General features: G+C 31.3%; 10 protein-coding genes. 6 read left to right on the top strand and 4 right to left on the bottom strand.

Annotated elements, in window-relative coordinates:
- Window positions 1-79: 79 nt before the first annotated feature.
- From fsa to EOV51_RS09805, 3 genes are read right to left on the bottom strand one after another with little or no spacing between them, the layout of a single operon-like run.
- The gene (fsa, locus tag EOV51_RS09815) at window positions 80-736 is read right to left on the bottom strand and encodes a fructose-6-phosphate aldolase (RefSeq protein ID WP_128152303.1); all 657 of its coding nucleotides are present in this window, start codon (window positions 734-736) and stop codon (window positions 80-82) included.
- A gap of 58 nt (window positions 737-794) precedes the next feature.
- Window positions 795-1,112 carry a hypothetical protein gene (locus tag EOV51_RS09810; RefSeq protein WP_128152301.1) on the bottom strand — a complete coding sequence of 106 codons (318 nt, stop codon included), beginning with the start codon at window positions 1,110-1,112 and terminating at the stop codon, window positions 795-797.
- A 7-nt stretch (window positions 1,113-1,119) separates the two neighbouring features.
- Window positions 1,120-2,454 (bottom strand): MATE family efflux transporter, encoded by a 1,335-nt coding sequence (locus EOV51_RS09805; RefSeq protein ID WP_128152299.1) that lies wholly within the window; start codon window positions 2,452-2,454, stop codon window positions 1,120-1,122.
- 237 nt (window positions 2,455-2,691) lie between these two features.
- Here EOV51_RS09805 and EOV51_RS09800 point away from each other — a divergent pair, with 237 nt between their 5' ends.
- From EOV51_RS09800 to EOV51_RS09790, 3 genes are read left to right on the top strand one after another with little or no spacing between them, the layout of a single operon-like run.
- Window positions 2,692-3,690, top strand: a complete 999-nt coding sequence (locus tag EOV51_RS09800; RefSeq protein ID WP_128152297.1) for a cation diffusion facilitator family transporter — start codon at window positions 2,692-2,694, stop codon at window positions 3,688-3,690.
- Between the two features lie 2 nt (window positions 3,691-3,692).
- Window positions 3,693-4,007 (top strand): hypothetical protein, encoded by a 315-nt coding sequence (locus EOV51_RS09795; protein ID WP_128152295.1) that lies wholly within the window; start codon window positions 3,693-3,695, stop codon window positions 4,005-4,007.
- A 42-nt stretch (window positions 4,008-4,049) separates the two neighbouring features.
- Window positions 4,050-4,820 carry an enoyl-CoA hydratase/isomerase family protein gene (locus EOV51_RS09790; protein ID WP_128152293.1) on the top strand — a complete coding sequence of 257 codons (771 nt, stop codon included), beginning with the start codon at window positions 4,050-4,052 and terminating at the stop codon, window positions 4,818-4,820.
- A 100-nt stretch (window positions 4,821-4,920) separates the two neighbouring features.
- On the opposite strand, the gene purB is transcribed toward EOV51_RS09790, so the two are convergent.
- Window positions 4,921-6,348, bottom strand: coding sequence for an adenylosuccinate lyase (purB, locus tag EOV51_RS09785; protein ID WP_128152291.1), 1,428 nt, complete (start codon window positions 6,346-6,348; stop codon window positions 4,921-4,923).
- A gap of 315 nt (window positions 6,349-6,663) precedes the next feature.
- Between purB and EOV51_RS09780 the strand changes: the two genes are divergently transcribed.
- The 3 genes from EOV51_RS09780 to EOV51_RS09770 are packed head-to-tail and all read left to right on the top strand — an operon-like array spanning window position 6,664 to window position 12,182.
- On the top strand, window positions 6,664-8,364 hold the full coding sequence (locus tag EOV51_RS09780; protein WP_128152289.1) for a T9SS type A sorting domain-containing protein: 1,701 nt from the start codon (window positions 6,664-6,666) through the stop codon (window positions 8,362-8,364).
- A gap of 43 nt (window positions 8,365-8,407) precedes the next feature.
- Window positions 8,408-10,276, top strand: coding sequence for a T9SS type A sorting domain-containing protein (locus EOV51_RS09775; RefSeq protein ID WP_128152287.1), 1,869 nt, complete (start codon window positions 8,408-8,410; stop codon window positions 10,274-10,276).
- Window positions 10,277-10,319: 43 nt separating this feature from the next.
- Window positions 10,320-12,182, top strand: coding sequence for a T9SS type A sorting domain-containing protein (locus EOV51_RS09770; protein ID WP_128152285.1), 1,863 nt, complete (start codon window positions 10,320-10,322; stop codon window positions 12,180-12,182).
- Window positions 12,183-12,220: the final 38 nt, after the last annotated feature.

Here is a 12,220-nt window from a genome sequence, read left to right as displayed (position 1 = left end):
TAAACGAGGCGAATACACCTCTAATGCTAAATTTTGATTCTCACTCTTTTCTAGTTATAAATAAATTAAATCTTCAGAATTAAACATTGAATTTTTTTGCGTCTTCCAGGAACTGAGCCAGTCCTTTATCGGTTAACGGATGATTTAACAATGCGGTAATGGCATTTAATGGTGCTGTAATAACATCTGCACCTATTTTAGCACAGTTAATGATGTGTAATGGCCCTCTGATAGAAGCTGCAAGAATTTCAGTTGTATAACCGTAGTTATCAAATATAATACGAATATCTTCAATCAAAATAAGCCCGTCAGTAGACACATCATCCAGCCTCCCTAAAAAAGGAGATACATAAGTGGCTCCTGCTTTTGCTGCAAGTAAAGCCTGACCGGGAGAGAATACCAAGGTACAGTTTGTTTTAATTCCTTGTGATGAAAGCTTTTTTATAGCTTTAATTCCTTCGGCAATCATAGGAATTTTGATCACAATTTTCGGATCTATGTTACAAAGTTCTTCTGCTTCTTTAAGCATACCTTCGGTATCCGTTGAAATAACTTCTGCAGAAACATCACCATCTACAATATCACATATTGCTTTATAATGTGCCAGTATATTACTTTTCCCGGTAATTCCTTCTTTAGCCATTAAAGACGGATTAGTGGTTACACCATCCAGAACTCCCAGATTTTGTGCTTCTTTTATTTGAGCTAAATTAGCTGTATCTATAAAAAATTTCATCGTTTTTTGAGTACCAATTTACGCAATCCCGATTTAACTGCAAAAAATTTATCGTATTTTAATGCAAATCACTTTTATCCGTATCGTCTAAACCCTGGTAAAGATCTTTAATTAAACCAATTACTTTTTGGGTAGAGTAATAAAGTTGTCTTTGTTTTGTAGTGTCTGGCTTTATGATTTCCACACGCCAGACAAAACGACTGAAAGGATAAATTTTAATTTCAGTTTGAGTGTTTATAAGTAAACCTAGTATAATTGCCTCTTTTGAATCCAGCTTACTGAATATTTCCAGTACCTGTGATTGTTGTGCAGGCAGCGCATTTTCCCGGCTTACAGACAACAATTCGGGCTTATTTTCCAGATAAAGGCAAATCATAGATGTATCAAATCTTTGTTTTAGTTAGCTTTAGAAAACGCCATAACAGCATGGTTCCGGCAAATGCCAGGCCTATACATAATCCTATCCAGGTCCCTACTGCTCCCATTTCCTGATGGATACATAAATAATATCCGATGGGTATGGCAAAAACGACATAAGCGATAAAGCAGATAAAGGTAGGTATAACCACATCTCTCATTCCTCTCAAACAGGCAAGGCTGACAACCTGTATTCCGTCAAAAATCTGAAAAAAGGCAGTTACAATGACTAACTTGGAGGCAATGCTGATCACTTCAATTTGTGTATTTTTAAAATAAATTAAGGGAAGCTGATTCCTGAAAATAATGAAAAATATACCGCATAAAGTCATAAATGCTGTAACTAAATACATGCTGGCCAAGCCGGCTTTACGAAGATCGTCACGGTTTTTAACACCATAAAAACCTGCGACACGTACTGTTGCCGCTACTCCGAACCCTACACAAATTTGAAACGTTATGGAGGCCAGATTGGCTGTAACCGAATGGGCTGAGGTATCCAGATAACTGTGTCTTCCTGCTATAAAAGCAGCTATGGCAAATGAACTGATTTCAAATAAAGATTGTAATGAGGAGGGTAATCCTATAGATATAAGTTTTCTGTAATAAATAGTTTTAATTTCTTTCAATTTGATAAAACTTAGGTAAAAGGAGGCTCTTTTGTTCATGTGCAACACCACCACAATAATAATCATCATGACTATACGGGCAATAAGCGTTGCTGTAGCTGAACCTTTTACTCCCATTTCCGGTAATCCCCATTGACCGTATATTAATCCGTAATTTAAAATTACATTAACAACATTGGACGTTACTGTTGCTACTGTAACCAGTATGGTCATAGAAATACCTTCTGAAAACTGGCGATACGACTGAAATATCATTAAAGGAAGTAAACTATAGGCACTAATATTTAAAAAGCTTATAGCATCAGGAATAACCATAGGGTTTTGTCCTGTTTTATATAATAAGGGGGAACAAATTTCCAATAAAAGGATAATGAGGATTGCCAGGGTCACATTCATTGTCATTCCATGTGTGAAAATTTTAGCTACTCTTTCGTTGTTGTTATTTGCAACTGAAGAGGATATTAAAGGAGACATAGAATAAGAAAATCCTAGTAAAAAAACTAAAAAAATAATGAAAACACTGGTTGCGAGTGAGGCGGAAGCAATAGCTTTTTCACCCAGTCCTGCAATGATGATGATGTCTATAAAATTTACGGAAACCTGCCCCAGCTGAGTAATAACTACAGGGAGTGCTAATTTCGTATTGGCTTTAAAATGTTCTTTAAGTTTCATTATTTCTGATTATGAGAGCCTGCAAAGGTACTAATTTTAACAGAGAAGTAAAAAAATCAGTACTTAATTTTATATTATATATTTATTTAAACTTTGTTTATTTCTATAAATTTTATATCACTGATACATTTATCCCAGGATACGTGTTATTATTTATAATCATAGATAATTTTTTAATTAAACAAATATACTACCTTTGCCCTGCATCTATTATTTTAATCTAAGCCTGAATTTATTATGAACAATTCCGCAAAAGAAAATTATTCTTTTCAAAAAATTGTAGTTATTATAGGGATACTTTTATTTGGTTTCAAAATTGTTGCCTGGTATCTCACCCGTTCGGTATCCATTTTAACAGATACTCTGGAAAGCACTATAAATGTGCTGGCCGGATTATTCTCTTTGTACAGCCTTTATATCTCTTCCAAACCCAGAGATAAAGATCATCCGTACGGACATGGAAAAATCGAATTTATTTCAGCAGGAATTGAAGGAGGACTGATTTCTTTGGCCGGATTACTGATTATTTATGAAGCAGCTAAAAATGCATTTACTCCACACACCATTTCCCAGCTGGATTACGGAATAATTCTGGTTTCGATTGCCGGACTGGTAAATTATCTACTGGGAGTTGCCGCAGTAAATAAAGGTAAAAAAAACCATTCTCTGGCTCTTATTTCGGGAGGAGAGCATTTAAAATCCGATACATATTCTACGATTGGTTTGGTTATTGGGCTTATTTTAATGTATTTCACCGGATACTATTGGCTGGATAGCATTATTGCACTTATTTTTGGAGGTATAATTATTTATACCGGGTTTAAAATCGTTCGTAAATCTCTTGCCGGAATTATGGATGAGGCGGATGAGGAACTTATAAAACAACTGGTTGATACGCTTGAACAAAATAGAAACCCTAACTGGATAGATATTCATAATGTGCGTTTTATTAAATATGGAAGCAGCCTTCACCTGGATTGTCATTTAACAATGCCCTGGTACTTTAACCTGAGAGAAGCCAAGCATGAGCTGGAGCATTTAGAAAAAATTATTAAAGACAATTTCGGGGACCGGTTTGAAATGTTTGTTCATGTGGATGATTGTTGTGAAAAATTTTCCTGCAAGATTTGTAATAAAACCAACTGTTTATATAGAAAACATCCGTTTGAAGAAAAAATCAAGTGGACGATTGAAAATATTGAAACCGATAAACATCATAAATTAGAAAATGAATAATCATGGCAAAAAGAAAAACTTATCTAGCTATTGAAGAAAAGATATTTAAATCATTAGGGAAAACAGGATATACGTTAACTTTTACTGTTTTGTTTATGATAGTTATGTGTATCGCTGACTTTCTTCTTTATTGTTTTCTGGATCATTATAATACTTCCAAATTTATTTTTACTGGAGAAATGAACTTTACCGACTGGTTACATTTAATGGTATCCAGCTATCAGTTTTCCTATTTTAAAACAGGACTTTTTACATTAATTTTATTGCTTGTAGGTAACTACAGAAGCAAAACTTTAAAAAAAGAATTTTCAGAATAAAATTCTTATCTTTCCTGAAAACTTAACAAAACTAAAAAAGTTATGAATTTTAATAATTTACTGGTTTCGCAGGAAAACAAAATTTCATCGGTTACCATTCACAGACCTCAACAGTTAAATGCACTTAATTCAGCAACTTTAACGGAGTTAAGCGAATGCATTACCATGCTGGAAGAAGACAATAACACTCGGGTAATCTTTATTACCGGAAGCGGTAATAAATCTTTTGTAGCTGGAGCTGATATAAAGGAGTTTTTAGATTTGGATGCCGGGCATATCAATGAGTTTGCTGAAAATATTCACGAAACTGTTTTTAACAAAATTGAAAATTTATCCAAACCGGTAATTGCTGCTATAAATGGTTTTGCACTGGGTGGCGGACTGGAACTTGCAATGGCCTGTCATATACGAATAGCTTCTGAAAATGCAAGAATGGGGCTTCCTGAAGTTACCCTGGGTCTTATACCCGGATACGGAGGCACGCAAAGATTACCTAAGCTGGTAGGAAAAGGATGGGCTAACCAGATTATTCTTTCAGCTGAAATGATAACCGCTCAAAAAGCTTTGGAAATTGGTTTAATTAATGAAGTGACTTCTCAGGGAAACTTATTACCCAGAGTTAAAGAACTGGCATTGAAAATTTCAAAAAATTCTTCTACTGCCATTACTCATGCTATAAAAGCTATTCAGGCTTCGGACAGCCCGCAAGGATTTGATAAGGAGATTGATCTTTTCGGTAATCTTTTTCAAACCCATGATTTTAAAGAGGGCGTTTCAGCATTTGTAGAAAAGAGAAAACCTAATTTTAATTAAATAAACTTTTTAAAAAAATTAAAAACCTAACCGGAAAGTATCCGGTCAGGTTAAATTTTGAGTTAAGATATGTATTTTTTGAGAGAGATTTAAAAAATAATTACACTTTTAAATCTGTTTTAATACCTAATAAATCTTTGTACTTATCCAGAATTGGCTGAACTTCGTGTTCCAAAAATTCAACGGTTTGTTCTGATGCAAAACCTATAAAATTAGAAGGATTTAACAATTGAACGAGTTTGTTTTTATCTATATTAACCCGTTGATCTTCAATAATTCTCTCAATCAGGTCATTGGATTTCCCTTCCATTTTCACTTGTCTGGCAGCTTCCATAGAGTGAGTACGGATAATTTCATGAAGTTCTTGTCTATCGCCTCCGTTTTTAACACCTTCCATAATGATATATTCCGTTGCCATAAATGGCAGTTCTTCATGAATGTGCTTTTCGATCATTTTAGGGTAAACAACCATTCCATCTAAAATATTATTCCATATAATTAATATGGCATCAACAGCTAAAAAAGCCTGAGGAATACTTAATCTTTTGTTAGCCGAATCATCAAGAGTTCTTTCAAACCACTGGGTGGAAGCAACCATAGCTGGTGATGCAGCTAAGGAAATAACAAATTTAGCAAGGGAAGAAATTCTTTCGGATCTCATAGGATTCCTTTTATACGCCATTGCACTGGAACCTATCTGATTTTTTTCGAAAGGTTCTTCTACTTCCTTAAGGTTTTGTAATAATCTGAGATCATTGGTAAATTTATGTGCAGACTGCGCGATATTGGAAAGTAATTCCAATGCCTGTGCATCAACTTTTCTGTCATAGGTCTGCCCACTTACTTTAAAAACATTAGAAAATCCAAATCTGCCGGATAATTCTTTATCTAAATCTTTTACTTTCTGAAAATCTCCATTAAACAATTCTTTAAAGCTGGCAGCTGTTCCTGTGGTACCTTTTACTCCCCTGAAACGTAAAGTCTGAATACGAAATTCTAATTCTTCCAAATCAAGCAAAACGGATTGCAACCAAAGAGTTGCTCTTTTTCCAACCGTTGTTAATTGTGCAGGCTGATAATGGGTAAACCCTAAGGTAGGCAAGTCTTTGTACTCTAAAGCAAACTTGTGTAACCCGTTAATAACATTAACCAGTTTTTTCTTTATTAATTCAAATCCATCCCTGATTTGAATTAAATCGGTATTGTCTCCAACAAATGCAGAAGTTGCACCTAAGTGAATAATGGGACGGGCATTAGGAGCTACATCTCCATAAGCATGCACATGAGCCATGACATCATGTCTGAATTTTTTTTCGTATTCTGCCGCCTGAGCAAAATCTATATTGGAAACATTATCTTTAAGTTCTTTAATCTGTTCATCAGAAATATCTAAACCCAGTTCTTTTTCGACTTCTGCCAATGCTACCCATAATTTTCTCCAGGTTGTAAATTTTTTATCAGGAGAAAAGTTATATAGCATTTCGTCGCTACAATAACGACTTTCTAAAGGATTCTGATACTTATCCATAAATTAGTTACTTTAAAATTTTTTCAAAAATACGCATTCTTAATTGAATTGTTTTAAAAACAAATTATTCAATTTATTCTAAATAAAGTTATACAAAAACATTGATTTTTTAATATCTTAGCATATTAAAAATTTAGCACTTAATTATATAGAGTTTATCCTTATAATCAATTGTTAAATAATAATATAAGCTTTTTTTTAATATTTAAATTTAAAAATATGCTAATATAAAATAAGTTTTTTTTATAAAATAAACTAAAACTTAATATAAAATAACCTATTGTTTTTAATCTAAATTCATTGATAAAATAATATATGAAAAAAAAAGTACACATTCTTTTATTAATTTTTTTGAATGTTTGGGGAGGTATAAATGCACAGAATATTGAATTTTCTAACGATATTCTTAAAAAGCACCTGATATCTTCATCAACTGAAAATGAGGTAGCCAAAGATATTAATGGCAATCCTATGGCTATTGATGCCAACGGAGACGGGGAAATTTCCCTTCAGGAAGCGCTAAATGTGTACCAGCTACAGGTGGGGATGAATAATATTTACCCTACATCTATACCTGCTAATAGCACGTCAGAAAAAGATTTTTCTTCTGAGCTGACTTATTTTACTAATGTCCGGGTATTTAAATATGAGGGTCTCAATCCTCGTAATTGTACTGGTTGTCTTTATAGATTTATAAATGCTACCGGATTTACGAATCTGGAAGAATTATATTTTATAAACGGACACTATTTTTACAAAGTATATCCGATTACTATACAATTACCCGAATATCTACCAAATCTAAAAATTGTAGATGCCCCAATAAAAATATCTTATAGTCAGGCCCCTAATCTGGAAGATTTGAACTGTTCCTATACTTTTCAGCTAGGCTCTGGTAGTTCCGGCTTAATAGATACTTATGATAAATTAAATTTTTATGACTTTAAAAAACTAAAAAAAATTATAGCAAATGCAGATACTATCATTATAAAAAATCTTCCCATTCTGGATTCCGTTTCTCTGGATAGTAAATTCACACACCTTGAAAAACTACCTAAATTGAAAAATTTTCAACTAAGAGATACAGATTCACAAGTCGATAATAAATCACTAACTATAAAAAATCTACCTATATTAGAAAGACTTGATTGTTCACATACTCAATATGACTGGAATGTAAGCTCGCGAGGTTTAAAAACATTAACTCTGGAAGATCTGCCTCAACTGGAATACATAGATTGTTCTAAAAATGAGCTGTCTTCATTGGATTTATCTAAAAATATACCGAATTTGAAATATTTGATTATAAAAGATAACAAATTTAATACTCCGGTTAATTTAACAAAAAATATATATTTAAAGGAATTGAATATTGATAATTCTACTTTTTACGTTTATGACTCATCTATCTTAGATCTTTCTAATAATCACCTTTTAACTCATTTATATTTAAGATTTATTAATATAGATTCTTTGAATTTAACACAAAACCCAGATTTAATAAATCTTCAAATTTCTGATTTATTTCTCAATACACTCGATTTATCTGGTTCTACAAAAATATCTTCAATATCAGGATATTATAATACTATAAAAAATTTCATCATAAAAAATGGTGTTTCTGACCTGTGGCTAGATAGTATAACTTCGACAAATTATTCACAATTTATCTCTATTTGCTGTGATGATATTGAACTGGAGAAAGTTAAAAATATATTTTCATCGTATTCAACAAAGAAAATTACAACGGATTGTTCTTCTTTAAGTTTAGCTACCAATGAAATAAAAACACAAACCGAGGTTACCTTATATCCTAATCCGGCTACTGATTTTCTATACATAAATACAAAAGAAAAAATCACTAAAATAGAAATTTTCGATACCAACGGAAGACTTTTAGTTTCAGAGAACATTACTTCGCCTAAGGTTACTGTTTCTACCCTTCCGAAAGGTTCTTATTTTATGACCTTGCATTACGCTAAAGGCAAAATAAATAAACCATTTATTAAAAACTAATTTATATCTAACTTACTATATTATCATTCTTAATCTATAACTTATGAAATTTAAATTTTATTCTTTCTTATCCATTATTTTAAACTTTTCGGGTATTATAATGGCCCAGAATATCAAGTTTACCAACAATGAACTCAAAAAACACCTGTTATCTTCATCTCCTGAAAATGAAGTAGCCAAAGACATTAATGGAAACCCCATGGCTATTGATGCCAATGGAGACGGGGAAATTTCAATTCAGGAAGCACTGAATGTGTACCAACTGAAAGTAGGTATGGGTAATATTTATCCTAAAAAACCTAGTTGGGATAATTCCAAAACAAATTTTTCTTCTGAGCTGACTTATTTTACTAATGTTCGCGTATTTAAATATGAAGGACTTATTGATTATTACAATTGTTCTGTTTGTGTGGATTACTTTGTAGATGCAACCGGATTTACGAATCTGGAAGAATTATATTTTTTAGACGGACACTTTTTCTATAAAAGATACCATCTTAACATCAAATTACCTGAATACCTTCCTAATCTGAAAATCGTGGATGCTCCTATAAAAATATCGAACAGTCAGGCTCCTAATCTGGAAGAGTTGAACTGCTCGTATACTTTTAGAGGAGATTTACATGAAGACGGATTAATATTTAACTATGAAAAATTAGATTTTTCTGATTTTGAAAAACTAAAAAGAATAACGGCAAATGCTGAAAATTTAAATTTATCCAACCTACCTTCTCTTGAAGAACTTACTGTGCATGCTAGAGATAGCTTAGTTTTGAAGAACCTTCCATCTCTTGAAAAAATTAAAACTTTACCTGAAGATTCCTATCTCTCTAGCTACCACTATTATCTCTCTAATCATTACTATTATCTGGAAAACTTACCTAAAATAGATTCTTTTTCTTTTAAACGTATAAATATGAATATTCCTCGTGATATTCATCTCATAATAAAAAAACTGCCTTCTTTAAAATTATTATATTTTGATAACAATTATGATTATTTATTAGCTCCCCGAATTACGAAGCTGGAGTTAGAAGATCTCCCAGAGTTAACTGGCATTGACTGTAGTTATAATTCAATAACAACGTTAGATTTATCAAAAAATATTCCAAAACTTTCTAAACTGATTCTTAATAACAATTCAATTGAAACTTTAAATATTTCAAACAATATTCTTATTGATACTTTGAATCTAGCTCATAACTTATTACCCCATATAGATGTAAAGAATCATAAACGATTAAAAAAATTAAAGATCTTAGACAATCCGATTAATAGCCTGGATATATCTAATAATGTATTAATTGAAGATTTAGACATATCCCTAACAAATATTTCAAATATCGATCTTTCCAAACAAGTAAATTTAACTTCTTTTACTAGTGGTGGAAATAATATTACAACCTTAGATCTTTCTAAAAATCCTAAAATATTTAATTTAAATTTAAATTATTATTCTGGTATTGATAAGCTAAATCTAAAACACTTAAATATAAAAAATAATGTAATAGACCTTTGGATTAAAAATAGACCTTCTTACTTAGGACCCGAATTAGAATCTATTTGCTGTGATAATCAGGAGGAGATTGATTTAATTCATAAGTATTTTATTCATGATAAATACAAAGGAAATGTAAATGTAACGACCAACTGCAATCAAAGTTTAAGCACCAATGAAATAAAAACACAAACTGAGGTTACCCTGTATCCTAATCCGGCTACTGATTTTCTATACATAAATACAAAAGAAAAAATCACTAAAATAGAAATTTTTGATACCAACGGAAGACTTTTAATTTCAGAGAAAATATCTTCACCCAAGGTTACTGTTTCTACCCTTCCGAAGGGTTCTTATTTTATGACCCTGCATTACGCTAAAGGCAAAATAAATAAACCATTTATTAAAAACTAATTTATATCTAACTTACTATATTATCATTCTTAATCTATAACTTATGAAATTTAAATTTTATTCTTTCTTATTCATTATTTTAAATTTTTCGGGGAATATAATGGCCCAGAATATTAAGTTTACCAACGATGAACTCAAAAAACACCTGTTATCTTCATCTCCTGAAAATGAAGTAGCCAAAGACATTAATGGAAACCCCATGGTTATTGATGCCAATGGAGACGGGGAAATTTCAATTCAGGAAGCACTGAATGTGTACCAACTGAAAGTAGGTATGGGTAATATTTATCCTAAAAAACCTAGTTGGGATAATTCCAAAACAAATTTTTCTTCTGAGTTGACTTATTTTACTAATGTTCGCATATTTAAATATGAAGGACTTATTGATTATTACAATTGTTCTGTTTGTATGGATTACTTTGTAGATGCAACCGGATTTACGAATCTGGAGGAATTATATTTTTTAGACGGACACTTTTTCTATAAAAGATACCATCTTAACATCAAATTACCTGAATACCTTCCTAATTTGAAAATCGTGGATGCCCCAACAAAAATATCATTCAGTCAGGCTCCTAATCTGGAAAAGTTGAACTGCTCGTATACTTTTAGAGGAAATTTAAATGAAGACGGATTAATATTTAACTATGAAAAATTAGATTTTTCTGATTTTAAAAAACTAAGAAGCATAACGGCAAATGCTGAAAATTTAAATTTATCAAATCTTCCTTCTCTTGAAGAACTTACTGTGCATGCTAGAGATAGTTTAGTTTTGAAGAATCTTCCATCTCTTGAAAAAATTAAAACTTTACCTAATGATTCCTATCTCTCTAGCTATCACTATTATCTCTCTAATCATTACTATTATCTGGAAAACTTACCTAAAATAGATTCTTTTTTTAAACCTATAAATACGTATGTTCCTCGTGAAATTCATATGATAATAAAGAGACTGTCTTCTTTAAAATTCTTAAAATTTGGTAATAGCAATGATTATTATTCTTCTTTCCATATTACAAAGCTGGAGTTAGAAGATCTTCCAGAGTTAACGAGCATTGACTTTAGTCACAATTCAATTAAAACATTAGATTTATCAAAAAATATTCCTAAACTTTCTAAACTGATTCTTTATAATAATTCAATTGAAACTTTAAATATTTCTAACAATATTCTGCTTGATACTTTGGATCTAACTACTAACTCATTAACCCATATAGATGTTAAGAACCACAAACGATTAAAATATTTAAGTATCCTAGATAGTCCGATTAGTAACCTGGATATATCTAATAATGTATTAATTAAAGATCTTAATATAGGTAGGACACAAATATCTGAGATAGACCTTTCCAAGCAAGTGAATTTAACCTCTTTTAGTAGTGGTGGAAATGATATTTCCACCTTAGATTTTTCTAAAAATGTTAAAATTTCCAACTTAAAGTTGTCTTATCCTAATGATAATGGTAGAAAACAAGTTTTAAAACACTTAATAATAAAAAATGATGTACCAGACCCATGGATTAATAATTATAGAAAACATTACTTAGATCCCGATTTAGAATCTATTTGTTGTGATGAAATTGAACTGGAAAAAGTTAAGCAGGTATTTTCATGGTTTCCTGATACGAAATTTACAACAGACTGTTCCACTTTAGGTTTAAGCACCAATGAAATAAAAATTCAAACTGAGGTTACCCTGTATCCTAATCCGGCTTCTGATTTTCTATTCATAAATACAAAAGAAAAAATCACTAAAGTAGAAATTTTCGATACTAATGGAAGACTTTTAATTTCTGAGAACATAATTTTACCTAAGGTTACTGTTTCTACCCTTCCGAAGGGTTCTTATTTTATGACCCTGCATTACGCTAAAGGCAAAATAAATAAACCATTTATTAAAAACTAATTTATATCCAATTTACTATATTATCATTCTTAATCTAA

Origin of the sequence: Apibacter raozihei (assembly GCF_004014855.1) — a bacterium.
GTDB lineage: Bacteria > Bacteroidota > Bacteroidia > Flavobacteriales > Weeksellaceae > Apibacter > Apibacter raozihei.
The sequence above is the reverse complement of the archived record's forward strand: the minus strand, read 5'-3'. Positions and strand labels throughout refer to the sequence as shown.

Bases quoted from the DNA above. Each gene is read 5' to 3' on its own strand.
- fsa (WP_128152303.1), bottom strand. From the start codon at position 736: ATGAAATTTTTTATAGATACAGCTAATTTAGCTCAAATAAAAGAAGCA.
- EOV51_RS09810 (WP_128152301.1), bottom strand. From the start codon at position 1,112: ATGATTTGCCTTTATCTGGAAAATAAGCCCGAATTGTTGTCTGTAAGC.
- EOV51_RS09805 (WP_128152299.1), bottom strand. From the start codon at position 2,454: ATGAAACTTAAAGAACATTTTAAAGCCAATACGAAATTAGCACTCCCT.
- EOV51_RS09800 (WP_128152297.1), top strand. From the start codon at position 2,692: ATGAACAATTCCGCAAAAGAAAATTATTCTTTTCAAAAAATTGTAGTT.
- EOV51_RS09795 (WP_128152295.1), top strand. From the start codon at position 3,693: ATGGCAAAAAGAAAAACTTATCTAGCTATTGAAGAAAAGATATTTAAA.
- EOV51_RS09790 (WP_128152293.1), top strand. From the start codon at position 4,050: ATGAATTTTAATAATTTACTGGTTTCGCAGGAAAACAAAATTTCATCG.
- purB (WP_128152291.1), bottom strand. From the start codon at position 6,348: ATGGATAAGTATCAGAATCCTTTAGAAAGTCGTTATTGTAGCGACGAA.
- EOV51_RS09780 (WP_128152289.1), top strand. From the start codon at position 6,664: ATGAAAAAAAAAGTACACATTCTTTTATTAATTTTTTTGAATGTTTGG.
- EOV51_RS09775 (WP_128152287.1), top strand. From the start codon at position 8,408: ATGAAATTTAAATTTTATTCTTTCTTATCCATTATTTTAAACTTTTCG.
- EOV51_RS09770 (WP_128152285.1), top strand. From the start codon at position 10,320: ATGAAATTTAAATTTTATTCTTTCTTATTCATTATTTTAAATTTTTCG.